Here is a 25,340-nt window from a genome sequence, read left to right on the forward strand (position 1 = left end):
TCCGGCCGAGCCTCCCGAGACAACCACGAGGACGTTTCTACCCCACGGGCAAGGGTTCCTCGCTCTTCGCGTCCCCCGACCGACCCGTCGGACCCGCCTCGCGGAAGCCGTAGCGCTCCCACCAGCGGGCGAGCGGGGCCGGCGCCCACCAGTTCCACCGGCCGAGCAGCTTCATGGTGGCCGGCACCAGGAGGGCGCGGACGATGGTCGCGTCGACCAGGAGCGCGATCAGCATGCCGATGCCCAGCATCTTCATGAAGACGACGCCGCTGAGGCTGAAGGCGCCGATCACGACCGCCAGCAGGAGCGCGGCGCTGGTGATGATCCGGCCGGTCTTCTGCAGGCCCGTCGCGACGGCGTCCGTGTTGCGCTTCGCGGGGCTGGTCGCGGAGCCGGCGGTCGCGTCCCACTGCTCACGCACGCGGCTGAGCAGGAAGACCTCGTAGTCCATCGACAGCCCGAACAGCACGGCCAGCATGACGATCGGGTTGGTGAGGTCGAGGAACCCGGAGCTCTCGAAGCCCAGCAGGCCGGACAGGTGGCCGTCGCTGAAGATCCACGTGACCACGCCGAACGCCGCGGTGATCGAGAAGAAGTTCATCGCCACCGCCTTGATCGGCAGGACGAGCGAGCCGAACGCCAGGAACAGCAGCACCAGCATGACCGAGACGACAATCAGGCCCATCCACGGCAGGTGGGACCTGACCGATCCGGCCAGGTCGACGGTGTCGGCGGTCAGGCCGCCGACGAGCGCCGTGGTGCCGTCGGGGCTGGGCACGTCCCGCAGCTCGCGCACGAGGTCCTGGCTGTGGTCGCTCTGGCTGTTGCCCTCCCATGCCGCCCGCAGCAGCGTGGTGTCGCCCGCGGTCTCGACCGGGCGGACGTCGACCACACCGGAGACGTCGAGGAGGGCCTCGGAGTACGACGCCACCTCGGCCTCGTCTGCGCCCTCGAGCAGCACGTTCGCGGTCGAGCGCTCCGGGCCGAACTCGGTGTTGAGCCGCTCCGCGGCCTGGTGGGCCTCGGCGTCGTTGGGCAGCACCCGGTAGTCGACGCTCCCCCACTTCACGCCGAGGAACGGGGACGCGACCGCCAGCAGTACGACGATCACGCCGGCGGCGACCAGGATCGGGCGCCGCATCACGCCCCGGGCCAGCCGGGACCAGGCGCCGTGGTCGCTGTCGACCGCCGTCGCCCGCTGGAGGAACGGGATCCGGATCGAGTCGACCCGCTTGCCGAGCAGCGCGAGCGTTGCGGGCAGGACGGTCAGCGCGGCCACCATCGCGACCAGGACGGCCGCGATGCCGCCGTACCCGATCGACTTGAGGAAGGCCTGCGGGAAGACCAGCAGCGAGCTCATCGCCGCGGCGACGGTCAGTGCGGAGAACATCACGGTGCGGCCGGCGGTCGCCATCGTGCGCACCAGCGCGTGCCGGGTGTCGTCAGGCGAGAGGGCGATCTCCTCACGGAACCGGGAGACCACGAACAGCGCGTAGTCGATCGAGAGGCCGAGGCCGATCAGGGTGATGATGTTGGGCGCGAAGATCGACACCTCGGTGATCTCGTTGAGCCCGGCGATCATCGCGCGGGCACCGAGGACGGTGACCAGGCCGACGAGCACCGGCAGCAGCGACGCGGTCACGCTGCGGAAGATGATGAGCGAGAGCAGCAGGACGATCGGCAGCGAGACGATCTCCGCCATCAGCAGGTCGTCCTTGGTGTGCTCGTTGACGTCGGAGTAGACGGCGAACGGGCCGGCGAAGTCGACGTCGAGCTCGGAGTCGGCGATGGTCGGGCGGATCGCGCGGTAGGAGTCCATGAAGTCGTTCTGGCTCTCACCACCGAGCGAGATGTAGACCGCGGTCGCGTGCTCGTCGTGACTGACCATCGCCGGGTCCTGCGTGTCGTAGAAGGTGGCGATGGACTCGACCCGGTCACCGGGCACCTCGGCGAGGGTCTCCTCGAGCTCGGCGCGGAACGCGGGGTCGGAGACCACCTCGTCCTCGCTCGTGAAGATCGCGATCACGTCGATCGACTTGTTGCCGAAGACGTCGCGTTCCTCGGTCAGCTCGCGCGCGGACTCCGACGCGGGGTCGTCGAAGCCGCCGGACGACAGCTTGTCCTCGAGACCGACGCCGGCGAACAGTGCCGCGGCGGTGATGCCGAGACCCACCAGCAGCACGACGACGGCCCGCCGGACGACGACGCCTCCCCAACGCTCGATCATGCTCCGCACCTCTCCGTGACACACCGTCATCTACGTTAAGCCCGTTAACGGTAAACGGTGTAAACTCCCCGCGTCAAGCCACCAACGGGGGCTCCGCCCCCGTGGACCCCGACCATCTGGAACCCGAGGAGCGGCGTGCCCGCACTGCACCAACCCACCCGTCGCGAGCGGCAGCGCGAGGCGACGTACGACGAGATCGTGCGGGTCGCCGCCGAGCTGATCACGCAGGGCGCCGAGCTGTCCCTCCGGGCGGTCGCGTCGCGGATGGGGATGACCGCGCCGGCGCTCTACCGCTACGTCGCCAACTACCAGGAGCTGGTCGACCTGGTGGCGTTCGAGCTCGACAAGGCGGCGACCCAGGACTTCATGGCTACGGCCGAGAAGTACCCCGAGGACGACCCCGCCGCCCGGCTCGCAGCGGCGTGCGTCGCGTTCCGTCGCTGGGCGCTCACCAAGCCGCGGGAGTTCGCGCTGGTCTTCGCCAACCCGATCGTCACCGAGGAGTCCGACCGACGGGAGCTGCTGACCCTGTCGACCTCGGGGCACTACTTCACCGACCTGCTGTACGAGATCTGGGAGCTCTACCAGTTCCCCTATCCCTCGCTGGACGAGCTCGACCCGATCGTCCGCGACGCCGTGCTCAACCCGTTGATCCCGGCCAAGGCCGCCCACATCGAGCCCGCCGACCGGGGCATCCTCTGGATCTACATGCGGTCCTGGTCCGCGCTCTACGGTGTGGTCACGTTGGAGTCGACCGGGCACTGCGACCCCCGCGTGATCGAGAGCGGCGCCCTGTTCCGGGCGACGCTCCTCGACTGGCTCGAACCGCTCGGCCTCGGCGCGGAGACGGAGCGGCTGACCCAGCTGATCGACACCGAGCTGGCGCAGCCCCCCGCCGCCGCCGCTGGTTGAGGTGCGAGCGAAGCGAGCCTCGAAACCAAGGCTCCGCGACGCTCAGAGGTACGCCGGCAACGCCGCCCGCACGCGCTCGGCATCACCCAGCGCGGCGAGCAGGGCCAGCAGCAGGATCCGGCCCTGACCGGCGCGCAGCGTGCCGAGTGGTACGGCGCCTGCGGCGACCAGGTCCGCACCTCCCCCGCCGCCGCCGTAGATCCCCGCCACGGGCCCGGTGTCGACGCGGGTGGTGAGCCCGACGACGACGCCCTGCCGGGTGAGGTCGGCGACGGCCGCGACGATCGCCGGGTTGGCGTTGCCCGCCCCGGTGGCCACGAGGACGACGCCGCGCGCGCCGGCGTCCGCGAACGCGCGCAGCGCGGTCCCGTCGACGCCCGGGTAGACCGCCGCGATGTCGACCCGCACCGACGCGATCTCGAGGAGGTCGTCCTCGAGGTGCTCCCGATGCGCCGGCACCCCGTCGAGGACCAGCCGCCCGTCGACGACCCGGCCGAGTGCCCCGCCGTCCGGCTGGGCGAAGGCCGCGGTCTGGTGGGTGTGCACCTTGCGGGTGCCGCGGGCGGCCAGCACCAGGCCGTCGAAGGCGACGAGCACCCCGAGTCGCCGGGCCGCGGGGTCGGCGGCGACCCGCAGGGCGTCCCGGAGGTTGCGCGGGCCGTCGGCGTCGGGCGCGTCGGCCGGTCGCTGCGCGCCGGTGAGCACCACCGGCCGGTCGTCGGTGTGCACGAGGTCGAGGAGGTACGCCGTCTCCTCCGCGGTGTCCGTGCCGTGCGTCACCACGACTCCGTCGACGGCGGGATCGGCGAGTGCGGCCGCCACCTCACCGACGATGAGCGCCTGGTCGGCCGTCGTCAGCGCGGAGCTGTCCTTGACGAACAGGTCGCGCGCCTCGACGACCACCTCGCCGAGATCCAGCCCGACCACGAGCTCGCTCACGGGGTCGACGGGCTGCGCGGCGCCGTACTGGTCGAGCCGACTGGCGATCGTGCCGCCGGTGCCGAGCACGGCGATCCGCAGCGCGCTCACCTGGCCATGCCCAGATCGCCCAGCTCCGCCAGCTCGGCCACCCAGGCCGGGACCAGCTCGCCGGCCCGACCGTGCCGCGCCTCGTGGAAGTACGCCGTGCCCTCGCTCGGGACGAGGTTGAGCTCGAGGGTGCGCGCGCCGAACGCGCGGGCCTGCTGGACGAAACCAGCCGCCGGGTAGACCGCGCCGGAAGTGCCGATCGAGACGAAGAGGTCGCACCCGACGAGCGCGTCGATGATGGCGTCCATGTGGTGCGGGACCTCCCCGAACCACACGACGTCCGGCCGCAGCTCCCCCTTGCCGCAGGACCGGCACGGGTCGGCGTCGAGCATCGGCCCGTCCCAGGCGCAGCGGCCACCGCACCGCACGCACAACGCCGACCGCAGCTCACCATGCATGTGCACCACTCGCGTCGATCCGGCCCGCTCGTGCAGGTCGTCGATGTTCTGGGTGACCAGCGTCAGGTCGTCGCCGACCAGTCGCTCGAGCTCCGCGAGGGCGGTGTGGGCGGGGTTGGGCTCGACCGCCGCCAGCGCCGCCCGCCGGGCGTCGTAGAACCGCTGGACCGTGTCCGGGTCGGCGAGGAACGCCTCGGGGGTCGCCACGTCCTCGACCCGGTGGCCCTCCCACAACCCGTCGGCGTCGCGGAAGGTCGGCACCCCGCTCTCGGCCGAGATGCCGGCTCCGGTGAGGACGACGATCTTCACGACCGCGACTCTACGGAACCCGGTCGGAGGCTGATTTGCCGGCGACCGGCGTACGACGTCGCCGGGCCAGGTGCCACGCAGCGCACGCCAGCGCGCTGAGCGCCGTCGCGGCGACCAGGCTGTCCACCACCCCGTTGAAGGCCATCGCGTGGAAGCCATCCGGGACGCTGCGCGCGACCGAGACCAGTCCCACGAGGACGGCGATCGTCACCACCGCCGGCAGCACGGTCGGCGGCAGCACCGCAGGTGGACGCGCACCCGGCACGGTCTCGAGGGACCGCAGGTGGCGTACCGCCGCCCACACCACGATCGTCAGGCCGACGACGCCGGAGGCGTACTGGACCCACTTGAGCCCCGGCAGCGCCCCGTGGTCGGCACGCAGCCACTCGATGTGGCGGGGACCCCACCGGCCGGGATGGGTGAAGGAGTCCCAGAGCACGTGCGTCGCCGCACCCACCGCTGCCGCGACCGGCGTCAGCAGCCAGTCCCGGCGCGACGGGCGCGACCGCGGGGCCAGTCGGGCGCGGATCTGCGCCGGGGCCATGTCCACCACCGCGTCACGGGCCAGGAACGATCAGAGCAGCACGACCCCGACAGCCAGCACGACGTCGACGACGAGGATCCCGACGAGGCTGTGGGTCAGCTCGTAGCCACGCACCCACCACAAGAACAGCGGGATGTCCGGCACCACCGACCCCGCGACCAGCGCCGTCATCGGGAGCCCGAGCCGCCCCAGCGGCAGCACGGCCGCCGGGTGGGCGAGCGTCATCGGCACGGGCGCAGCGTAGCGATGCCGAGCCTGACAGGCCTGTGAACGTCGACCACGACTTCGTCGCCGGGCTCGTCTACACGATCAACGCACGCAGGGATGCGCCTCAGGCACCGCCGACGTGCGTGACCAGCTCGACCTGCATCTCGCCGACGAGGAAGCCGAGCACCGCGCCGACGCTGATCATCAACCACTCGTCGTCCTTGAAGATCGGCCGCATGATGCCCTCGAACTGCTCGGTGGTGAGCTGCGACATCCGGTCGGCCAGCACGTTCTCGACGTCGAGGACGGCCGCGGCGTAGTCCTCGACCTCCGGCATCTCCGGCAGGAGGGTCAGCACTCGCCGTACGACGGTCTGCTTCGCTTCCTCGTAGCGTGCGGTCCCGATCCCGAGGGCGATCAACGTCCGGGTCGGGCCGAGGTTGCGGGCCAGGACACCGTCGACCTCGCGGTGGACGAGAGCGAACAGGCGGTCCGCGCCCCCGCCGGTCAGGACAGACTCCAGGAGCGCGGACGGCTGGAAGAGGTCGGCGGCCATGATCCGCGCGTAGTCGCGGGTGATCTGGTCGCGGCTGGCGTGGAGCACCCCGTGGAACCGCTTGCCGAGGACGCGGCGGGGCTCCCGTGGGTGGAAGAGCAGGGTCAGGGCGATCCAGTCGCTCACGAACCCGGTCACGAACCCGAACGCCGGCATGATCCACACGTTGTGCCAGAGCGCCCACGCCACCGTCTGCACGAGCCCGATCCCGAAGCCGAACACCACGCCGGTCCGGCGGAGGAAGAGCATCGAGCTGCCGGCGGTCTGCCGCATCATGTCGTTCAAGCGGTGCTTGTTGCGCACCAAGGTCGTGACCGTCAGGTAGTGCAGGTCGACGAACTGGTCGACGTCAGCGCGGACCTCGGCGATCAGCCGGTCGACGATCCCTGGCGCCTCGTGCTCGACGCGCTGGCGTACAGCGCGGCGTACCGGCTCCGGCAGTGCGTCCCACCCGCCCGGCACCGTCTGGTCGACGACCTCGCGGGCGACCTCGTCGACGGCGCGACCGAGGGGATCCTTCAGCTGGCGGACGGCGTCCGCACCGTCGACACGGGCAAGCAGGTCCTCGGCGCGGAGCAGGTTCTCCGTCAGCAACCGGATGGTCACGGCCGCGACCTTGCCGGCCCGGCGCGGCACCAGCCCCTGCCAGCCGAACGGACCGATGCCGACGAACCGCATCGGCCGGTACAGCATCTCGATGGCCACGAGCTTGGTGACGTATCCGATCAGTGCCGCGATCAGCGGCATCGACGCGTAGACGTACCAGTGCTCGCTGACATCGGCGTGGATCTCCGCCCACGTCTGGATCCCGGCGACGAGGTCGGGACTCACTCCCCCGTCTCCGCGCGGTGGGCCGCCCAGAGCTGTGCGCCGAGGTCGGACAGCGCCAGGCCCTGCCGGTGCACGCGGGCGCCGAGAGGGCCCCTGCTGGCGGCGCGGATCGCGTCGAGCACGTCGGGGTCGGCGAGGAGGATCTCGTAGTCCTCGGGGTGGTCGTCCCGGGCGGGCGTCACCGCCAGGAGGCCGGCAGCGACGAGTCGGGTGACGTACAACGGGGTACGACGGACGAGCGTCACCCCTCCCTGCCGCCCGATGAGGGACGCGTTGCGCAGCCCGAGATGTACGTCGTCGGGTCGGCGCGGCTCGATGTGGACGAGCGGGCTCCAGCCCCGGCTGCCGAGGGCAGCAATGATCCGGGCCTCGTCCGGCACGAGCCGGCCCACAAGGTCCTCGAACAGCGCCGACTCCGCGTCGCCGGACGACTGCAGCGCGCCGCGTTCGAGGAGCGTCCCGAGGCGCTCGAGCGCCGGAGCCAGGTTCGACTCCCGGCGCACGAGCGTCACCGCCGTACCCGACGCCGGCACGCCGAGCAGCCGCCTTCCCCCTCCCTCCGCGAGTCGCGCGGTGGCTCGGAGCAGGGCGACACTCGTGCCCACCAGTGGGCGCAGATCGTCGACCGCCGTCATCGCATCAGCCCAGGACCGCCTTCTCGAGGGCGGTCAACGCCTCGTCGAGGTGGACCAGCATCCGCTGCAGGTGCGGGAGAGCCCGTCGGTCACCGACGATCCCGAACGTCATGAGGTCGTCGTACCGCGTCAGGGTCACGTTCATCGCCTGCGCCTCGGAGATCATCGACACCGGGTAGATGTCGGTCATCCGCGCGCCGTTGTAGTACAGCGGCCGGTTGGTCGCCGGCACGTTGGAGATGATCAGGTTGAACGGGTGTCGCGGCAGGGCGGTGATGCCGGTGAAGGACGAGAGGACCGCCCCGCCCATGATCAGCTTGCTGACGGCGAGCACCTCCGCGACGGACATGCTCGAGAACCGTTGCTTCGCGGTCCGTGTCTGATCGGCGATCGACCCGAGCCGGGCGGCTGGATCGTCGACGGCGGTGGCGAGGTCGCAGAGCATCGCCCCGAACGCGTTGCCCTCTCCGTCGGCGATCGCTTCACCCGGGCGTCGCACCGAGACCGGCACCATCGCGATGAGAGAGCGGTCGGGAAGAAGGCCGAGCTCGTCGAGGTAGGCACGGAGCGCACCGCCGGTCATGGCCAGACCGACGTCGTTGACGGTGCACGACGCTGCCGAGGCCACCGCCTTCAGGCGCTCGACCGGCCACTGGTCCCCGGCAAACCGGCGGGCGCCGCCCACCTTGACGTTCAGCGGTGACGGCGGCGCTTCGAACGGGACCCTCGAGTTGGCGTCGCGCGACATGTGTACCAATGAGCGCACGACAGAGACGCTCCGGCCCACCGGTGCCAGGCTGATCGAGGGCGACTGCTGGGTCGGCCGCTCAGCCGCCTGTGGCCGCGCAGCCCAGGGCGGGATGCAGCCGCGGACCTCAGGATCCTCCGTGAGACTGCCGAGGACGTGCTTCGCGAGCGACATCCCGTCGGCGATCGCGTGGTGTGTCTTGAACGCAGTGGCGAACCGTCCGCCCTCGAGACCCTCGAAGACGTGGAACTCCCACAACGGCCGCCGACGGTCCAGCGGCACGCCGTGCTGGACCGCGACCGCCTCGAGCAGCTCGCGGACCCGGCCCTGGCCAGGCAGTGCCGAGTGTCGGACGTGGTGATCGATCTCGACCGGCTCGTCCTCGACCCAGCGCAGTGTCGAGGGAGAAAGAGCAGTGCGGGCGGGACGTCTCCGGAAGACCGGTTTCAGGTCCTCGTGGGACAGCAGGTGCTGGAAGTAGTCCGCCACCCACTCGTCGGCGTCGCACCCGTCCGGCGAGCGGTAGAGCTGGAGCGTGATGACCTGCGCCGGCCTGCTCGGTGCTTCGCCGAGCAGAAACATGGCGTCGCCCATCGCGATGTTGTTCATGGCTGTCCTCCCGGTCCCGCGCCCCATGGCCGAGATTCGTCTACACTATCGAATCTAGGTTAGAAAAAGATAGGTAACGAACGCCACACGACGGGCTGCACCACGCGTCCGAGCAGGAAGGGCCGCGACCTTGGAGATCACCAGTCCGCCCGCGCCAGGGCCGCGTCATGATGCTCCCGACCACGTGCTGCTCCTCCACGGCATGGGTTGCGGCCCCTGGGTCTGGCGGGAGGTAGTGGCGGGCCTGCCGGCCCACATCACCGCGACGGCCGCAGTCATCGCCGGGCATCGGGAAGGGACGAGACTGGCACGACTGTCCGGTCGAACCGCACCGGAGCAGATGGTCGACGACCTCGAGCGCCAGATCGACGAGCTCGGCGTGGACCGCCTCCACATCGTGGGCAACTCCCTAGGTGGCTGGCTGGCGCTGCGGCTCGCAGAACGGCGTCGTGCGCTCAGCGTGCTCTGCCTGGCGCCGGCAGGCGGCTGGCGGCCCGGGTCGCTCGGCGAGCGGATGGTCGTCTCCCGCTTCGTCGTGGGTCACCGCGTGGCACGACGGCTACACCGACAGCCGGGGCTGCTCGCCAATCCGCAGGTACGGCGCGCCGTACTCTCCCCCGTCGTGCAGGACCCACGGCGCGTCACACTCGCCGACGCGCAGCACTTCGTCCACGACATGGCCGAGTGCCAGGCCCTGCGCGCCGCGCTGGGCTCTGCCGGGGCACGCCAGCTCAACGCCGTCCTCTTCGTCGATGCGCCGGTGACCATCGCCTGGTCCACCGAGGACCGCGTGCTGTCAGGACCGTGGGCACGAGAGGGCTTCCAGCACCTCGCGGCCGAGCAGCTCGAGATCCCCCGCGCCGGCCACGTCCCCATGCTCGACGTGCCCGACGTCGTCGCCGGCCTCATCCGCGAGCGGATCTCCGCACCGCCGGCCCAGGCGGGCGCAACCGGACCGTGAGGACGTCAGGCGCCCGCAGTCACCGGCTGCGGGAGGCCGACGACGCCGAGGGACGCGTTCGCTCGCCGACAGGCAACCGACATGGCGACGAGGAACACGGAGTAGGCCGTGAGCGCCAACCAGAACACGAACACGCCGTTCCACGCGAACGGACCGGTCTTGAAGAAGTAGGCCAGCACGTCAGGGATGAAGGCGAAGGCGACGAGCAGGTTGAGGTATCCCAGCCACCGCGGGAACACGCGCGAACCGTCGCGAAGGATCGCGACCGCGATCGCGACGTTCTGCACCATGAAGGGCGTGATGCCCGTGAAGAGGAGGAGCCAAGCGGTGTCGTTGAGCAGCACGATGTCTCCAGGATCCCGGTCCGCACGGAACGCCGCGATCGCGAAGATCAGCTGCGGGAACATGTTGATGATGACGGTGGTGGCCGCGGCCATCAGCTGCGTGAACGCCATCAGCGGCACGCGACCCTCCATCCGCAGCATGTGGACAGAGATCAACGCCAGCATCGGAAGCATCAGGACGACGCCGATGGAAGAGACCACGAAGCCCGCCATCACCCGGTTGGGGTCCTCGGTGAAGAACGCGACGACGTCGGGCGAGCTGGAGGACGGGCCCATCGGAAGTGGCAGCATGCCGCTCACCAGCCAGCCGGTCAGGGTGACGACGAGTGCCGCCGGGCCGCCGAGTGCTGCGTAGTCGAGGATGCGCTTCATCTGGCCGTTCCCATCTCCTCGGGCGGTGCGGTCGGCGGTGCTCACCGGACGTCCTCGACGAGCTTCGCGAGCCGCGCCATCTGGTCGAGGCGTTCCTCCACGGTCGCGGCGAGGGGGTCGACGAGCAGGGTGCGGACACCGGCCGCATCGAACTCGACGAGCTGCCGTCGGACCGACTCCTCGTCACCGATCAGCGTCACTGCGTCGACCAGGTCGTCCGGCACCGCAGCTGCGGCATCCTGCCTGCTCCCCGCGAGGTAGAGGTCTTGGATCTCCTTCGCCTCCGTCGCGTAGCCGTACCGGCATGCCAGCTGGTTGTAGAAGTTCTTGTCCCGCGCGCCCATGCCGCCGATGTAGAGCGCCAGCTGGTCGCGCACCTTCGTCATCGTTGCCGGCTCCGGCTCGCCGAGGTGGAACTTCACCTGGAGCTGGATGTCCAGCTCCCCGAGTCGGGGGTCGCGCTTGCCGAAGCCCACCTCGAGCGCCTCTCCCCAGGCGCGATCGACCTTGCCGGGGTGGAAGAACAGCGGCTGCCAGCCTTCGGCCAGCTCCGCGACCAGCTCGACGTTCTTCGGTCCCAGTGCCGCGACCGAGATGGGGATGCGCGGTCGAACCGGATGGTTGATGAGCTTGAGAGGCTTCCCGAGACCGGAACCCCCGTCCTCCCTGGTGAGCGGGATTCGATAGTGACGACCGGAGAACTCGACAGGCTCACGGCGCCACACCTGCCGGCAGATCTCGATCACCTCTCGCGTGCGACCGAGCGGCGCGTCGTACTTCACACCGTGAAAGCCCTCCACGACCTGCGGGCCAGACGCCCCGAGACCCAGGTTGAATCGACCGCCGGACACGTAGTCCAAGCCCGCCGCGGTCATTGCGGTCAGCGAGGGGGTCCGCGAATAGATCTGGAGGATCCCGGACAGCAGCTCGAGCGACGAGGTTCGTGCTGCGATGTACCCGAGCTGGCTCACCGCGTCGAACGAGTACGCCTCGGCCACTGCCGCCAGCTCGAGCCCGTTGCGCTCGTAGTCCTGCAACAGCTCGACCGTCTCCCCGAAACCGCCGGAGTAGTCCACAATCATGCCAAGTCGCACTGGTTGTTCCTTTCGTGTCAGCTGTGGTTCAGGGCCACAGCAGTACGGAGAGGGCGAGCGGCACCATCAGGGCCCAACCCTCGAAGATCACGCGCCGACGAGCGGCGCACGCTTCAGCTCGATCGACGTCGATGGTTGCCATCTGCTCGACCTCCTCAGGGGGCCACGCACTCCGACGCGTCGCCCTCGCGACGTGCCGGACTCTGGGGGCAGGGGATTTGCGAGCGCCTCGGACCGCGCGCGGGTCGTCGTGCGGCGCCTTGCAGAACACCAGCGGGTTCTTCCGGGGCGACGTGTCGAACGGTGAGGCCCACTGCTCTGGTGGGACGAACCCCTCGATGCACTCCGGCGGGTCGTCGAAGTTGGCCAACGAGAGTCGAACCGCCTTGTCGTCGAGCGCAGGCATGGTCACCGACTGGACCGTCGCGACGGCGAGCGGGTAGTCGCTGAGGATCTGCCTGAGGTACGGGTCGTACAGGTTGAGGACTCTGGACACCGTGTTGGTGGCCGTCAACAGCGGTGGGAGGTCGGTCTCCAGGTCGTCCAGCAGCACATTGGTGGTGTCGGCGAACTCGGGACCGCGATCCAGCAGAGCACGGATGTCCGCGTCGCCGGCCCGCAGCTCTGCGGTGACCTGGGCGAGGTTCTGGGTGAGGCGTCCGATGTTCTCCGACTTCCCGTTGATCGTCTCGAGCAACGGGCCGGCGTCCCTGATCAGGGCGGCGGTCTGTTCGAAGTTGGCGTCGGCGAGGGAGATGAACTCGGCGCTCGCGTCGAGGATGGTCTGCAGCTCGCCCGTCCTGCCGTTCAGCCCTGCGCTTGTCTCCCGCAGCAAGGTCGCGAGCTGCTTCTCGTCCAGGCTCTCGACCAGCGCGTAGACGTTGTCGAGCACCGGTCCGATCTCGACTGGTGCCGAAGTGCGCTCGAGCGGGATCAGGTCGCCGTCCGCCAGCGTGGCGTCCTCGGCCTCGCCGGACTCCACGGGCACGAGGTCGACGTACTGCTCGCCGACCGCCGATCTGCTGTGGATCTCCGCGCTGACGTCCGACGGGATGTCGGTGTCGGTGGCCAGGTTGAGACGCGCGACCAGACGGTCGCCCTTGACCTTCATCGACTTGACCTTGCCGACCGGGTGGCCGAGATAGGTCACCTCGGCCCCTTCATAGAGTCCGGCTGCCTGCCGGAACTCCACGTCGACCTCGTAGCGCTGGAAGCCCAGCGTCTCGGGAACCCGGAGGAACGTCATCGCGAGCGCGACGATCCCGATCACGGAGGCAATGCCGAACGCGATCAGCTGCTTCTTGATGAGTGGCGAGGCGCCCTTCATGAGTGTCCTCCTGTGAGACCACCGAGCAGTCCTTCGAGTGAGGGCAGCGGAGCCGACTCCTGACCTGGATTCCCCGAGTCCTGCTCGCCCGCCTGCTGTCCGTCGTCCCGCGACGGGCCCTGACCGACTTGGAGCCCGTTGAGCAACCCGGTCACGCCGCTCATGGTGCCGCCGAGGCCGAGTGAGTCGAGCAGGGCTCTCACGTCCAACCCGGGGAAGCCAGGCATGCCGATCCCGCCGTCCGGGGTGATGAACCCGTTGAGGAGCGCGTCGTTGGTCAGGTCGAGGATCAGGTTGAGGTTGCAGTAGGACCCACGGCAGGCGTTGGTGACCGTCTCGGGGGCGAAGGGGAAGGTCACAGCGAACCCGAGCGCAGAAACCGTCGCGTCACCTGCGGCCACGATGCCGTTGAGGACGGGCTGGAGGTTCTCCAGATCGGCCACGAGGTCCGATCGGACGTCTCGCACCAGTGGTACGACGACGTCGGCCAGGCCGTCGAGAGCCTGAAGGGCCTCCGTCACGTCGGGGCGTTCGGTCGCGAGGACGTCGATCGCAGGACCCAGCTCGTCGAGCGCTCGGGTGATCACCCGCCGTTGCCCGGCGTACTTCTTCGAGACGGACGAGAGATCGCGAACGGTCGCGATGATGTCGTCCTTCTGGTCGTCGAGCGTGCCCAGGAACTCGTCCAGGCGCGGCAGCAGTCACCGAACGCTCCATCGTTGCCGGCCAGCACCCGGTTGAGCTCGACGGTGATCGTGCTCAGCTGCTCGAGCCCACCGCCATTGAGGGTGACCGATGCCGCGGAAAGGACCTGCTCGGTCGATGGATGGGCACTGCCGCGCTCGAGTGGGATCTCAGCTCCGTCGGCCAGTACGCCCTGGGGCCGGTGGGGCGCCGCTAGCTCAACGTAAGAAGCCCCGAGGAGGGTGTTGACGCCCACACTGGCGACAGCGTTGGCCGGGAGCTCCACGTCGGGCTCGAGGCTGAGGACTGCCTCGGCATGCCAGTCAACCGCGTTGATCTCAGTGACGGTCCCCACCGCGATGTCGCCGACCTTGACCTGGGAGTTGGGAGTCAGTGTGCCGACGTCCGGTAGCTCGACGGTCACCTCCATCGCGCCGTCGCCGGTCCCTGTGCCGCCCGGGAGCGGAAGTTCCCCGATGCCGTCGAAGCTGCAACCTGCCAGGAGCGCGCCAGCCGCGACAGCGGCGGCCATCGTGGGCCCGACCGAAGCCGCCCGCTTCATCACAGGCCTCCCAGCAGGATGAGAAGGGCGGACAGCAACTGCTGTGACCCCGGGCTGCCGGCGACCTGGTTCAGCAGGTTGCCGAGCAGACGGTCACACAGCTGCTGGGTGCCCTGTTCGTTGGTGCCCGCTGCGCCGCCGATCGCACCGCAGATGAGGGCTCCCGGCGAGTTGATGTTGGCCGCGTGCATGTCGACGCCCACTGCGTTCTGCCGCTGGTGGTAGGACTCCGTGAGGTTCTCCAACGCGTTAGGTGCCACGTGGAGGATCTGGGCGAGGTCGCTCTGTTGACGGGCGACGACGCCGACGACGTCGGTCAGTCCGCGCATCGTTCTGGTGAGCCGCCCCCGGTTCGCCTTCACGAATCCCTCGACGTCGCCGACGGCTTTCGACAGATCCCGCAATGCCGCGCGCACGAGGTGCTTGTCGTCGGCCAGGAGCTGGGACACGGCATCGAGTCGTTCCAGGAACTCACCGATCTGGACGTCGCTCTGACCGAGCGCGTCGACGAAGACCTGCAGGTTGCGCACCGTGGAAAACGCGTCATCGCCGCCAGAGTTGAGCACGTCGATGGCACCGGCGAGGTCGGCGATCGTCTGGTTGATCGTGCTCCCCTGCCCGTCGAGGGCACCTGCCGCAGCATCGACCAGGTCTGACAACGCTCCGTCCTTGTTGGCGCCCCGGGGCCCTAGAGCGACGGCCAGGTCGTTCAACTGGCCCTTGATCTCGTCCCACTCGACGGGAACAGCGGTCCGAGCCTCGGGGATTGTTGCTCCGTCGTCGAGCTTCTCTCCCCCTGTGTACTGCGGAGTCAGTTGGATGTACCTGCTGCTCACCAATGACGGGGCAACGATGACGGCCTGGGCCTCCGCGGGGACGTCGATGTCACCGTCGACGTGGAACTCCACCCGGACCCGCCCGTCCTCAGGCTTGATCTCGTCGATCTTCCCGACAGGTACGCCGAGAATGCGGACCTCGTCGCCGGCATAGATGCCGTCGGTGCTCGAGAAGTACGCGACCAGTTCGGTCTGGTCCGCCTTGTTCCACGCAGCGCCGGCGACACCGAGCAGGACGATCAGCACCAACGGCACGGTGAGCCACGGTCGGGGCGGCTTTGGCGGTCGGGGGAGACGACGGGCGCCGGTCATCGCTGACCTCCTGGGGTCCGATCGGGCGTGCTCACCCGGGGCAGCACGTCGAAGACGTCGATGCTGGGCTGGAGCATGTTGCCCGGCAGCAGGTTCTGCAGGTACGCCGTGAAGAACTCGCCCGAGGAGACGACCTCGCCGAGCCCTGTTGCGTAGACCGCCATTCCGCTCAAGGTCTTGCTGAGATTGTCCTTGTTCTGCTGCAAGGTCTCGATCACCGTGTTCAACGCGTCCACGGCCGGACCGAGCGTGCGGCGGTTGTCGGCCACGAAGCCGCTCAGCTGCTGCGACATGCTCGAGAGATTCGAAAGCAATGCGGAGATGTCCTCACGCCGCTCCACCAGTTCGGCGAACAGCAGGTTCCCCTGGCTGATGACCTCCGTCATGTCGTCGCTGCGCTCGGCGAGGATTGCGCTGAACTGATCGGCGCGTCCCAGGAGCTGCCGGAGAGCCTCGTCGCGACCGTTGATCGTCGCGGAGATTCGGCTGACTCCTCGCAGAGCCTGCCGGATCTCCGGCGTCGCCCCCTCCAGAGTGGTGGAGACCTGCCCGAGCGCCTTGGCAACCAGCTTGACGTCGATCCGCGACGTCTCGGTCTCGAGGTCGCTCAGGGCCTCCGTCACGTCGTAGGGCACCGATGTCCGCTCGACCGGGATCACCGCGCCCTCGGCGAGAGTGCCGTCGCCGAACGACACGAGCTCGAGCGCCTTGTCTCCGAGGACGGTGTCGACGCTGACCGATGCCGTGGTCTCGTCTCCCAGCTCGACGCCGGCCTCCGTCAAGGTGAACTCGACGGTGACTCCTTCGTCGGCGAGTTCCACGCTGTCGACACGCCCGACCTTGAGGCCGCTGACCCGCACCGGGTCACCTGCCTTGAGGCCCGCGGCCTCTGGCAGGACGGTCTCGTGATGGCGTCCGAAGAGGCCGAGGACCGTGCTGACGTTGAGGACGAGCAGGATGGACGCGACCAGCCAGGTGATGACGATCAGGCCCAGCGGCAGCTTGTTCCGCTCGCGGAACATCTTGATCTGCATCAGTTGCACCGTTCTACCTGGCTCCGGACAGCCGGGGTCTTGATGGGCCGGCCACCCGGGCCGGAGATCTTGATCTGGACCGTGCAGAGGTAGAAGTTGAAGAAGGTGCCGTGCGAGGCGATCCGTTCCAAGGTCTGGTAGGCCGCAGGGAGTGAGTCGAGCACCTGGTTGAGGGTGTCGGTGTTGGTGTTGAGGAGGCGCGCCAGCCGATCGACGGCGACCACCGTGGACTTGAACGGGCCGCGTGTCCTGGCAAAGAGATCCGTGAGCTCGGCTGCCATCCCGTTGATCGCGACGATCGACGTCGTGATCGGGTCGCGGTCCTCGGCGAGGCCGGTCACGAGTCGCTTGAACTGCGTGATCGTTTGCCGCAGCTGTGCGTCACGTGAGTCGAGGCTTCCCAACAGCACGTTCATGTTGTCGATCAGCGAGGTGATGGCCTCGCTGTCGTCGGCTAGCCCGTTGGTCAGCGAGGCCGTGCGCTCGAGCAGAGACTCCACCGTGCCTCCGCGTCCCTGGAGGGTCGCGATCAAGTTGGTCGCGAGCTCATTGACCTCGGCCGGTTGGAGGCCGCGGAAAAGCGGCTTGAATCCGTTGAGCAGCACGTCGAGGTCCAGCGCGGGTGCTGCTTGGCTCGCCGGGATCGTCGCCCCGGCATCGAGGTCTTTGCCGACGCCCGGCTGCTGCCGGAGCTCGAGGTAACGGTCGCCGAGGAGGTTCTCGTACCGCACCAGGACCTGCGTCCTGTCTGTGAGCTTCTGGTCGGAGTCGACGTGGAACGACACCAGGACCCTGTTGTCGTCGATCACCTCAAGCCCGTCGACCTGACCGACACGCACGCCCGCTACACGAACGAGGTCACCGTCCTCCAGACCGGTGACGTCGTTCATCTCGACGCGATAGCCGCGGCTGGGACCGATCTGGATCTCTCCGAGCGTGAGGTACAGCAGGCCGGCGGTCAGCGCCCCTACGATGCCGAACACGGCGAGGCGGAAAGCATCTCCACCGATCTTCACTGCGGCGCACCCCTCTCCGGCACCGGGATCTGGCTCGGGGACAAGGCCGGCAGTCCGTGACAATCGGGCCCGCGGCCGCTCGGATAGTCGGGAAGATCGGCCGGGGCGGTGTACTTGGAGAGCTTGGAGCGAAAACTCACCAGGGCACGCAGCGAGTTATCGGTACCACCGATGACGTCCGCCATGATCTTGCGGGTCCGATCGAGGCCGAGGATGAAGCACGGTAGCTCCGAGGAGTACACCCGCAGCGTCGAGCTCGGCAGATTGAGTCCGCGGACCAGCGCATCCAGCGCCTCCGCATTGATACCGAGCACCTCCGCGCCCCGTCCCCCGAGGATCGTCAGGTCGGCGAGCAACGTGTGGAGCGACGCCTGCTTGTCGACGACCGTTCCAGCCGTGACCGTTGCATCGCGCAGGATCGAGATCAATGCCGGTGACACCTCGACCGCGATTCGGGAGAAGCGGGCGACCTGGAGCAGGTCCTCACGCAGCTGCGGAAGGAGCGGCTGCAGCTTCGTGAGGTACTCGTCGGCCTGCTGCGCGAGCGCGGCGACTTGGTCGCCTCGGCCGCTGAGGGTGGAGGAAAGAACCGTGAGTGTCTGGTTCAGGTCAGCGACATCGACGCCAGTGAGGACGCGTTGCAGGCTGTCGAAGACGGTGTTCACCTCGGTCGTCACGCCCATCGTGCGCAGCGTCGCGCCCGCCGCAAGCTGACCACCGCCGTCTCTTGACACCAGCTCGACGTACTTGGCACCGAAGACAGTCGTCGAACGGATGTCAGCGACGACGTCGGACGGAATGCCATCGAACTCGTCCCTGTCGATCTCTAGGACGATCTCGACACTGTCGCCGACGAGCTCGACCGAGCCGACCCGCCCGATCTCGACGCCACGCAGCTTGACCTTGTTGCCGGGATCCATCACCAGCCCAGCCCGCGTGCTCTCGACCGTGACCTCGACCGGATCTGCGAACGCCCGCGTGTAGAGGGCACCGGTGATCGCGAACCCCGCGACGACCGTCAGGACGAGCCCGAGCGCACCCAGCTTCACCTTGTTCGACTCGTTCAGCACGTCAGCCCGCCAGGTGGAAGGTGTTGAAGTTCGCGTAGATCGCCATGCCGATGAGGAGGTTGACGATCATGACGCCGCTTAGTGAGGCCCGGACGGACCGGCCGACAGCCTCCCCAACGCCGGCCGGTCCCCCCTTCGCGGTATAGCCGTAGAACGTGTGGACGAGCATCACGACGACGACCATGCCGAGCACCTGGATGTAGGAGAAGACGATGTCCAGCGGGTGCAGGTAGAGGAAGGAGTAGTGGGAGAAGTTGCCCTGCCCGACGTCGTAGAAGAAGACGAGCAGCAGGTAGTCGGCGAGGAAGCCGCCGAGGGTCGCGAAGACGTAGAGCGGGGTGATCACGATCATCCCGGCGACCACGCGGGTCGTCGCGAGGTAGGGCAGCGACGGGATCGCCATCACCTCGAGGGCATCGATCTCCTCGCTGATGCGCATCGCGCCGAGCTGCGAGGTGGTCGCCGCGCCCAGGGTCACCGACAGCGCGACGCCGGCCAGGAGTGGCGTGGAGAGGCGTGCGGTGAAGAACGCCGCCAGCAGCGGACTGAGCGAACCCACACCGATGCTGGAGGAAGACTCGAACCCCTGGGCCGCGGCAACCGCTCCTGCGAAGAACGTGATCGAGGTGACGATCACCACCGACCCGCCGACCAGCGCCAGGGCACCGGTGCCGGTGCCGAGCTCGGCGATCAGGCGGAGGATCTCACCGGGGTGCTTGCGGAACGCACGGGGAATGCCGGCGAACACCCGGGCGTAGAAGAGGCCGTGTTCGCCGAGGGCTTCGACGGCGCGGTTGGACGAACGGACCATGGACCCGAGACGCGGCGACATGAGGGACATGGGTGCTCTCGTCACAGGACGGCGAACTGGACGAGGCTGATGGAGAGGCTCACCGGCACGAGGACTGCGACCGTGATGACGACCGCTTGGTTGACCGCGTCACCCACGCCCTTGGAGCCCCCGGAGACGGTCAGTCCGCGATAGCAGGCGATGACCGCAGCGATGAGCCCGAAGACGAAAGCCTTGAACATGCTCACGGCGAACTCGGGGATGCCGGTGAAGAGGGGGATGCTCGCGACGTAGGCGCCTGGCGTGACGTCCTGCAGATAGACGGAGAAGAAGAACCCGCCCACCAGGCCACCCGCGCAGATCAGGATATTCAGCACGAGGGACACCAGGACCGCCGCAACCATGCGCGGGACGACCAGGCGTTGGATCGGGTCGATCCCGAGGACCTGCATGGCCGCGATCTCCTCCCGGATCGTCCGCGCTGCGAGGTCCGCGCAAATGGCGGTCCCGCCGGCGCCGGCGACCACGACCACCGTGACGAAGGGGCCGATCTGCTGCACGGAAGCAATGCCGGCGATCCCGCCGGCCAGGTCCAGGGCCCCGAGATCCTTGAGCAGGAGGTTGACTTCGAAGATCACCAACAGCGTGAAGCCGAGCATGACCAGCAGCGTCGGCACGAGGGACACCCGGGCGATGAACCACGCCTGCTGCACCGCCTCGCGCCAGGAGAACCGGCGGGTGAACATGATGACCAGAGCATCGAGGGCCATCGCGAGCACGTCACCGAGCGCCCGCACCGGCTTTCCAGCGGCAACCGCCGCGGAGCTCATCGATCCTCCCTGGGTAGCGGGAACTGCTCGACCACCTTCCCGACGACGATCTGCGCGGTCTCCGCACAGGCGCTGGTGCCGCCGTTGGCGTACTCCTTGACCGCGTCGCCGACGTTCCACAGTCCGGCGTACGGCGTCTCGTGGGTCATGTCGAACCCGGCGACGGCCCGCTGCGGCGGCCAGCCGTCGCGGGTGATGACCACGCTGAGGATGCGCGCACGATCGTCGAAACCGGGCACCTCGTCGCGCAGGTCCTGCATCAGCAGCTCGGTCTCGGCCGCCTCGTCGAAGTCGCCGACGGACGGCTCGGGCACCGCGGTGCCGACGTACAGGTGCCAGCCCTCCGGTGCCATCTCGGGGCACAGGTCGGTGAAGTTGGCGATGTAGGCGAGCCGGCGCGAGGTGGCGAAGCTGATCATGCCGGGGGCCTCGATCAAGCGCTGCTGGCTGGCGAAGTTGACGGTGATCATCGCGGTGGGCCGGTCGGCCTTCTTCACGGTGAGCGCGTAGTCCTCGGGCACGTCCTCGCGTTGGAGCAGCGACAACGTCGCAGCGGGGCCGACGTTGCTCACCACCACCGGGGCTGAGATCGACACGGTCTCGCCGTCTCGGACGACTTCGACACCGGTGACCGCGTCGGTGTCGTCGGTGACGATCCGCGTCACATGGGTCGAGAGCCAGACCTCACCGCCCTTGGCCTCGACAGCTGCGGCCAGCCCACGCCAGAGCCCGATGGTGCCCTCGGGATGGAAGCCGAACCGCTTGAAGGCGCTCTTGCGCGTGAAGTAGGTCAGGAAGACCCGGGCCGGCAGGTCTTCGGAGCTCACGGCGAAGATCGAGGCACACATGTTGCGGAAGATGCCGTGCACGCCCTTGTTGCTGGTGTACTTCCGCACCCAGTCGGCGGTCGTGAGCTCGTCCTCGGGGAGGCCGTCGTCGTGTCGCGCGGCCCCGATCCCATTGACCAACTTCGCTCCCTGGCGGGTGAGGCGCTCCAGCAGGAAGCCCCAGCCACCGCCGGTGACGTCGACGTCCTTCCCCTTGATGCGGTAGAGGATCGGCGGGCTCGGCTCACGGATGTCGAACGGCGCACCGACCTCCTCGCAGGTCTGCTGGGTGATGCCACCGCACTCGATGACGATGGCGCCGTCGTTGACCTTGAAGCCGTCGACGTCGGTGGTCGACGCCCGGCCGCCCACCTTGTCGAGCCTCTCCACGACGAGGGTGCGATAGCCCTGGTGGGCGAGCCTGGCGGCCGCGAAGAGGCCGCCGGCTCCGGCTCCGACGACGACAGCGTCGTAGGTGAGGGTGTCAGTCATGTGTTCCTCCGGTGCAGGTCGAGGGGTCAGTAGGAGCGGGGAAGACCGAGCGAGGTCTGGGCGACGAAGTTGAGGACCATCTCCCGGCTGACGGGAGCGGTGCGCATGAGCCGGGTGACGAACCAGAGCTCGCTCAACCCGTACTCGTGCGCCAGACCGTTGCCCCCGTGGGTCTGGATCGACTGGTCGAGCGCTTTCAGCGCGGCTTCCGAGGCGGCGTACTTGGCGATGTTCGCCGCCTCACCGGCACCCGCGTGGCCCTGGTCGAAGAGCTGCGCCGCGTTCCGGGTCGCGAGACGGCCGACCTCGACGTCGATGTGTGCCGCTGCGAGGGGGTGCGACAGGCCTTGGTGCTGGCCGATCGGGGTCGACCACACCTGCCGCTGCTTGGCGTAGTCGACAGCCTTGTCGATGGCGTAGCGCCCGACTCCGCCGGTGATCGCACCGACAAGGATCCGCTCGGGGTTGAGCGCCGAGAAGACCTGCTGGAGCCCATTGCCCGCTTCGCCGACGAGCGCGTCCGGGCCGACCCGGACGTCGTCGAGGAAGACCGTGAACTGCTTGTCGGGCGAGACGATCGAGGTGTCGATCTTCTGGAACGTGAGGCCGGGGCTGTCGATCGGGACGACGAAGATCGACAGCTTCTTGTGCTCGTCCGTCGAGTGCTCGGCGTCGCGGGTCACCACCAGGATCGCGTCGCACTGGTCGACGGCCGAGATGTAGTACTTGGACCCCGAGATCCGCCAGCCGTCGCCGTCGCGGGTGGCGGTGGTCTTGAGGTTGTGGCTGTTGGAGCCGGCGTCGGGCTCGGTCAGGCCGAAGGCCACCTTCTTGGTGCCGTCGGCGACTCCCGGTAGCCACCGTGCCTTGAGATCGTCCGATCCGTAGGCCGCCAGGACGCTGCCGATCATCGCGGGTGAGATCACCCAGATCAGCATCGGCATGCCGTGCGCGGCCAGTTCCTCCACGACGACGACGGCTTCCTGCATGCCGTACCCGCCGCCGCCGTACTCCTCGGGCAGGTGCACGCCGAGGAGGCCGGCCGCGCCGAGCTCTGCCCACAGCTCCTGGATGTCCTCGCCGGCGCGGCCGCGCTCCAGGAAGTACGCCGGCCCGTAGCGCGACGCGACCTTGGCGACGCTCTCGCGGATCGCCTGGTGCTCCTCTGAGTCGTGGATCAGTCCCGTCATCGTCCTACCGTCCTTGGAACGTGGGTCGTTGGTTGTTGAGGAAGGCCGAGACGGCTCGCCGGGTGTCGACGCTGCGGCCGCAGTCGGTCAGTGCGTCGGTCTCCGCCTGGAGCTGGGACGCGAGGTCGGACGTCGCACCTCGGCGCAGGAGGCGCCTCATGTGCCCGTACGCCTTGGTCGGTCCCGACGCCAGGTGTACGGCGACGCGCTCGGCCCTCTCGCGAAGCTCGGCGGGAGGCACGAGCTCGCTGACTAGTCCCCAGTCCAGCGCCTCATCGGCTGTGATCGGGCGGTTCTCGAGAAGCACCCGCGCGGCGCGAGCCGGCCCGATGAGTCGCGGAAGGTGCCAGGTGCCGCCCCCGTCGCCTGAGACGCCGAGGTCGGCGAAAGCCGTGACGAACCTGGCGTCCGTGGCTGCGAGCACGACGTCGGCGGCGTAGACGAAGCCGAGGCCCCCGCCCGCTACGGCACCGTGGGCCGCGGTGACGATCGGAGCGTCGATCCGGCTCAGGATGCGGAACGCCTCGTGGAACGGCGTCGTCATTCTCGCCAGGAGCGTCCCGAGGTCCGCAGCGCCCTGCTCGAAGAACGTGATGTCTCCACCAACCGACAGCGACGCGCCGTTCCCCGCGATCAGGACGGCGCGGACCGTGGGGTCAGCTTCGATCGCGCGCACGGCGTCGAGGAACTCCTCCGCCACGGCGAGGTCGATCGCGTTGCGCATCGCGGGACGGTCGAGCACCACGCGAGCCACGCCGTCGCGCACGTCGTACGTGAGTCGCCGCGCAGCCTCGTCGTTCCCGAGCGCCTCGTGCCAGGCGTGCGTGTCCGTCAGCTGGACGAGCGACGAGATCCGTCCACCAGCGAAGGTGAACCGATGGGTGAAGGCCGCCTCGAGCGGCCGGCCCGAGCGACGAGCCGTCCCGCGATAGGTGCCCGACACCAGGACACCGTCGTCGGGCAGGTCGGCCATCTCGTCCACAACTGCCTCGACGCGGAAGTGGCGACCCACCTCCCACCAGAAGTCACGCCGCATCGACTCGCTGCCCTCGTACGTCCCGCCGAGTCCCAGAGGGAGCCCGTCAGCCGTCGTGCCCACGAACGCGGGAACGAGGACTGAGTCGATCCCGGCGGCGTCGCCCGAAGCGAGAGCTTCGTAGAGCCGCACCACCAGTCGGCGTGAGTCAGACATCGGAAACCTCATTTTGAATCTAAGTTCCAAACGAAAGGGACGGTAACATAACTCGAGTTAGGTAGGCTAGGGGCAACCGAAGTCCGAAGACCTACCCCTCGGACGCAGTCGAGGGAGAACTGGAGAACGGCGTGGTGGCAGTCGCACATGTCTCGCGGGACGACCCGCGGCGCGCGTACTTCGAGGCGGCGTACGCGATCCTCTCCACCGAGGGGTACGCCGGCCTCAAGCTGGCGGCGGTGTGTCGGCGACTGTCGGTCTCGACCGGCGGCTTCTACCACTGGTTCACCAGCTGGCAGGAGTTCACCGACGCGATGCTCGAGGACTGGCGCCATCACCGGACGACGGCGGTTGCCGAACTGGCCCGGTCGATCCCGGACCCCGTCGAGCGTCTTGAGTCGCTGGCGGCGACGACCGCCCATCTCGACCGGGCAGCCGAAGGTGCGATCCGGGTCTGGTCGCGGGTCGACCCCCAGGTCGGCGAGGTGCAGCGGGTGGTCGACGAGCAGCGCTTCGACGTCGTCATGGAGGCGATGCGCGACCTCGTTGGCCCCGACGCCGCCCACCAGTTCGCGCGGCTCGGCTACAGCGTCCTGGTTGGGTTCGAGCTCCTCGCCGCTGACGGCGCGACGGACGAGCTGGCGTGGTCGCTGGATCAGGTACTGCAGGCGGCGCGCCGGTTCGCCGACCGCTGAAATGCCTAGAACAGCTTGCGCATCAGCGCCTTGGCCGCTCCTCGACGGCGCCGACCTAGACGTCGGCGGCTCGGCCCAAACTCAGCGACATACGCGACCTGCTGGCCATCCGGGACACCGGCATCTGTCCGTGCAGTCCGGCCGAACGGTTCCTGCAGCGACGACGCGAGAAGAATCGGCCCAATCCCACTGGCCAGATCAACGGCTGGAAGAGCATCCTGAACACCCTGTCTGTCCATGACCTACGGCGACGCCTGGGTTTGAGTTGGCCAGGATGGCTTACACAGAATGCCTGACAGACCCGCTGCTCGCCATGTCCGACGGCGCCACCGCAATCGAAGCTCGTGCGGTACGGCGCTCGGCGACACCTTTGTCTGTGCAGAAGCCCGATCTTGACGCCTTGCGGCAGACCAGACCGATGAGGCGGCCACGACCGTCAACGACCGCCAGCCTGCGATCGGTACGCACATCCATGCTCGCGGGGACCAGCTCTGCAGGAATGTCTGCCTCGATCGTTCGCGAGCCAAGCGAGCCGATGGTGACGGCGAGGCGATAGTCGGGGGTGTGCTCATCGAGGTCCGCTCGCGTCACCGCCGAGAGCAGGATGCCATCAGCGTCGACGACCAGTGCCATGTGGACTTTGTCGCTTGCGTCGAAGTACGAACGCACCTCACCGACCGTCGTGCCGGCAGGAAGTGTGTCGGGGT

The 25,340-nt window shown here is 68.7% G+C and carries 24 protein-coding genes and 1 pseudogene; 3 read left to right on the plus strand and 22 right to left on the minus strand.

Annotation, left to right across the window (positions count from 1 at the left end; translation table 11 throughout):
• Positions 1-37: 37 nt before the first annotated feature.
• The gene (locus tag D0Z08_RS17965) at positions 38-2,227 is read right to left on the minus strand and encodes an MMPL family transporter (protein WP_182481372.1); all 2,190 of its coding nucleotides are present in this window, start codon (positions 2,225-2,227) and stop codon (positions 38-40) included.
• 135 nt (positions 2,228-2,362) lie between these two features.
• Here D0Z08_RS17965 and D0Z08_RS17970 point away from each other — a divergent pair, with 135 nt between their 5' ends.
• Positions 2,363-3,139 (plus strand): TetR/AcrR family transcriptional regulator, encoded by a 777-nt coding sequence (locus D0Z08_RS17970; RefSeq protein ID WP_118926633.1) that lies wholly within the window; start codon positions 2,363-2,365, stop codon positions 3,137-3,139.
• A 42-nt stretch (positions 3,140-3,181) separates the two neighbouring features.
• On the opposite strand, the gene D0Z08_RS17975 is transcribed toward D0Z08_RS17970, so the two are convergent.
• The 6 genes and pseudogenes from D0Z08_RS17975 to D0Z08_RS18005 form a co-directional block, all read right to left on the minus strand.
• Complete coding sequence (locus D0Z08_RS17975; protein ID WP_220454239.1) at positions 3,182-4,168, minus strand: asparaginase; 987 nt, start codon at positions 4,166-4,168, stop codon at positions 3,182-3,184.
• Positions 4,165-4,875, minus strand: a complete 711-nt coding sequence (locus D0Z08_RS17980) for an NAD-dependent deacylase (RefSeq protein WP_245994098.1) — start codon at positions 4,873-4,875, stop codon at positions 4,165-4,167. The genes D0Z08_RS17975 and D0Z08_RS17980 overlap by 4 nt, the downstream gene beginning before the upstream one ends.
• A 10-nt stretch (positions 4,876-4,885) precedes the next feature.
• Positions 4,886-5,644, minus strand: a pseudogene (locus D0Z08_RS33080) (DUF4184 family protein).
• Between the two features lie 106 nt (positions 5,645-5,750).
• The gene (locus D0Z08_RS17995; RefSeq protein ID WP_118926637.1) at positions 5,751-7,013 is read right to left on the minus strand and encodes a DUF445 domain-containing protein; all 1,263 of its coding nucleotides are present in this window, start codon (positions 7,011-7,013) and stop codon (positions 5,751-5,753) included.
• Positions 7,010-7,648 (minus strand): Abi-alpha family protein, encoded by a 639-nt coding sequence (locus D0Z08_RS18000; protein WP_118926638.1) that lies wholly within the window; start codon positions 7,646-7,648, stop codon positions 7,010-7,012. The genes D0Z08_RS17995 and D0Z08_RS18000 overlap by 4 nt, the downstream gene beginning before the upstream one ends.
• 4 nt (positions 7,649-7,652) lie before the next feature.
• Positions 7,653-9,005 (minus strand): WS/DGAT/MGAT family O-acyltransferase, encoded by a 1,353-nt coding sequence (locus D0Z08_RS18005; RefSeq protein WP_182481373.1) that lies wholly within the window; start codon positions 9,003-9,005, stop codon positions 7,653-7,655.
• 130 nt (positions 9,006-9,135) lie between these two features.
• Between D0Z08_RS18005 and D0Z08_RS18010 the strand changes: the two genes are divergently transcribed.
• A complete protein-coding gene (locus D0Z08_RS18010) occupies positions 9,136-9,966 on the plus strand; it encodes an alpha/beta fold hydrolase (RefSeq protein ID WP_147381463.1) in 831 nt (276 codons plus the stop codon).
• Between the two features lie 5 nt (positions 9,967-9,971).
• Here D0Z08_RS18010 and D0Z08_RS18015 read toward each other — a convergent pair whose 3' ends face one another.
• Genes D0Z08_RS18015 through D0Z08_RS18080 form a run of 14 tightly spaced genes read right to left on the minus strand, consistent with a single transcriptional unit; the run spans position 9,972 to position 23,938 of the window.
• The gene (locus tag D0Z08_RS18015) at positions 9,972-10,727 is read right to left on the minus strand and encodes a 3'-5' exonuclease family protein (protein ID WP_220454240.1); all 756 of its coding nucleotides are present in this window, start codon (positions 10,725-10,727) and stop codon (positions 9,972-9,974) included.
• Positions 10,724-11,776, minus strand: a complete 1,053-nt coding sequence (locus D0Z08_RS18020; protein ID WP_118926641.1) for an LLM class F420-dependent oxidoreductase — start codon at positions 11,774-11,776, stop codon at positions 10,724-10,726. The genes D0Z08_RS18015 and D0Z08_RS18020 overlap by 4 nt, the downstream gene beginning before the upstream one ends.
• 28 nt (positions 11,777-11,804) lie before the next feature.
• Positions 11,805-13,103 (minus strand): MCE family protein, encoded by a 1,299-nt coding sequence (locus D0Z08_RS18025; RefSeq protein WP_118926642.1) that lies wholly within the window; start codon positions 13,101-13,103, stop codon positions 11,805-11,807.
• Positions 13,100-13,690: an Mce/MlaD family protein gene (locus D0Z08_RS18030; protein WP_118926643.1), complete on the minus strand. Its 591-nt coding sequence runs from the start codon at positions 13,688-13,690 to the stop codon at positions 13,100-13,102. The genes D0Z08_RS18025 and D0Z08_RS18030 overlap by 4 nt, the downstream gene beginning before the upstream one ends.
• A complete protein-coding gene (locus D0Z08_RS18035; protein ID WP_118926644.1) occupies positions 13,687-14,349 on the minus strand; it encodes an MlaD family protein in 663 nt (220 codons plus the stop codon). Before D0Z08_RS18035 ends, D0Z08_RS18030 begins: the two co-directional genes overlap by 4 nt.
• On the minus strand, positions 14,349-15,497 hold the full coding sequence (locus D0Z08_RS18040) for an MCE family protein (protein WP_118926645.1): 1,149 nt from the start codon (positions 15,495-15,497) through the stop codon (positions 14,349-14,351). The genes D0Z08_RS18035 and D0Z08_RS18040 overlap by 1 nt, the downstream gene beginning before the upstream one ends.
• The gene (locus D0Z08_RS18045) at positions 15,494-16,531 is read right to left on the minus strand and encodes an MCE family protein (RefSeq protein ID WP_118926646.1); all 1,038 of its coding nucleotides are present in this window, start codon (positions 16,529-16,531) and stop codon (positions 15,494-15,496) included. The genes D0Z08_RS18040 and D0Z08_RS18045 overlap by 4 nt, the downstream gene beginning before the upstream one ends.
• Positions 16,531-17,514, minus strand: coding sequence for an MCE family protein (locus D0Z08_RS18050; RefSeq protein WP_182481374.1), 984 nt, complete (start codon positions 17,512-17,514; stop codon positions 16,531-16,533). The genes D0Z08_RS18045 and D0Z08_RS18050 overlap by 1 nt, the downstream gene beginning before the upstream one ends.
• 29 nt (positions 17,515-17,543) lie before the next feature.
• A complete protein-coding gene (locus tag D0Z08_RS18055) occupies positions 17,544-18,617 on the minus strand; it encodes an MCE family protein (protein WP_118926648.1) in 1,074 nt (357 codons plus the stop codon).
• Position 18,618: 1 nt separating this feature from the next.
• Positions 18,619-19,458 (minus strand): MlaE family ABC transporter permease, encoded by an 840-nt coding sequence (locus D0Z08_RS18060; protein ID WP_220454241.1) that lies wholly within the window; start codon positions 19,456-19,458, stop codon positions 18,619-18,621.
• An 11-nt stretch (positions 19,459-19,469) separates the two neighbouring features.
• The gene (locus D0Z08_RS18065; RefSeq protein WP_118926649.1) at positions 19,470-20,237 is read right to left on the minus strand and encodes an MlaE family ABC transporter permease; all 768 of its coding nucleotides are present in this window, start codon (positions 20,235-20,237) and stop codon (positions 19,470-19,472) included.
• Positions 20,234-21,556, minus strand: a complete 1,323-nt coding sequence (locus D0Z08_RS18070) for a phytoene desaturase family protein (RefSeq protein ID WP_118926650.1) — start codon at positions 21,554-21,556, stop codon at positions 20,234-20,236. Before D0Z08_RS18070 ends, D0Z08_RS18065 begins: the two co-directional genes overlap by 4 nt.
• 26 nt (positions 21,557-21,582) lie before the next feature.
• Positions 21,583-22,746 (minus strand): acyl-CoA dehydrogenase family protein, encoded by a 1,164-nt coding sequence (locus D0Z08_RS18075; RefSeq protein WP_118926651.1) that lies wholly within the window; start codon positions 22,744-22,746, stop codon positions 21,583-21,585.
• A gap of 4 nt (positions 22,747-22,750) precedes the next feature.
• On the minus strand, positions 22,751-23,938 hold the full coding sequence (locus D0Z08_RS18080) for an enoyl-CoA hydratase-related protein (protein ID WP_220454242.1): 1,188 nt from the start codon (positions 23,936-23,938) through the stop codon (positions 22,751-22,753).
• 134 nt (positions 23,939-24,072) lie between these two features.
• On the opposite strand from D0Z08_RS18080, the gene D0Z08_RS18085 reads away from it, so the two are divergent.
• The gene (locus tag D0Z08_RS18085) at positions 24,073-24,633 is read left to right on the plus strand and encodes a TetR/AcrR family transcriptional regulator (protein WP_182481375.1); all 561 of its coding nucleotides are present in this window, start codon (positions 24,073-24,075) and stop codon (positions 24,631-24,633) included.
• 279 nt (positions 24,634-24,912) lie between these two features.
• On the opposite strand, the gene D0Z08_RS18090 is transcribed toward D0Z08_RS18085, so the two are convergent.
• On the minus strand, positions 24,913-25,302 hold the full coding sequence (locus tag D0Z08_RS18090; RefSeq protein WP_118926654.1) for a CBS domain-containing protein: 390 nt from the start codon (positions 25,300-25,302) through the stop codon (positions 24,913-24,915).
• Positions 25,303-25,340: the final 38 nt, after the last annotated feature.

It is taken from the genome of Nocardioides immobilis (assembly GCF_003515065.1).
Classification (GTDB): Bacteria; Actinomycetota; Actinomycetes; order Propionibacteriales; family Nocardioidaceae; genus Nocardioides; species Nocardioides immobilis.

Coding starts and splice junctions, on each gene's coding strand:
- D0Z08_RS17965 (WP_182481372.1), bottom strand. CDS start 2,227: ATGATCGAGCGTTGGGGAGGCGTCGTCGTCCGGCGGGCCGTCGTCGTG.
- D0Z08_RS18000 (WP_118926638.1), bottom strand. CDS start 7,648: ATGACGGCGGTCGACGATCTGCGCCCACTGGTGGGCACGAGTGTCGCC.
- D0Z08_RS18005 (WP_182481373.1), bottom strand. CDS start 9,005: ATGAACAACATCGCGATGGGCGACGCCATGTTTCTGCTCGGCGAAGCA.
- D0Z08_RS18025 (WP_118926642.1), bottom strand. CDS start 13,103: ATGAAGGGCGCCTCGCCACTCATCAAGAAGCAGCTGATCGCGTTCGGC.
- D0Z08_RS18035 (WP_118926644.1), bottom strand. CDS start 14,349: ATGAAGCGGGCGGCTTCGGTCGGGCCCACGATGGCCGCCGCTGTCGCG.
- D0Z08_RS18040 (WP_118926645.1), bottom strand. CDS start 15,497: ATGACCGGCGCCCGTCGTCTCCCCCGACCGCCAAAGCCGCCCCGACCG.
- D0Z08_RS18045 (WP_118926646.1), bottom strand. CDS start 16,531: ATGCAGATCAAGATGTTCCGCGAGCGGAACAAGCTGCCGCTGGGCCTG.
- D0Z08_RS18060 (WP_220454241.1), bottom strand. CDS start 19,458: ATGTCCCTCATGTCGCCGCGTCTCGGGTCCATGGTCCGTTCGTCCAAC.
- D0Z08_RS18065 (WP_118926649.1), bottom strand. CDS start 20,237: ATGAGCTCCGCGGCGGTTGCCGCTGGAAAGCCGGTGCGGGCGCTCGGT.
- D0Z08_RS18070 (WP_118926650.1), bottom strand. CDS start 21,556: ATGACTGACACCCTCACCTACGACGCTGTCGTCGTCGGAGCCGGAGCC.
- D0Z08_RS18075 (WP_118926651.1), bottom strand. CDS start 22,746: ATGACGGGACTGATCCACGACTCAGAGGAGCACCAGGCGATCCGCGAG.
- D0Z08_RS18080 (WP_220454242.1), bottom strand. CDS start 23,938: ATGTCTGACTCACGCCGACTGGTGGTGCGGCTCTACGAAGCTCTCGCT.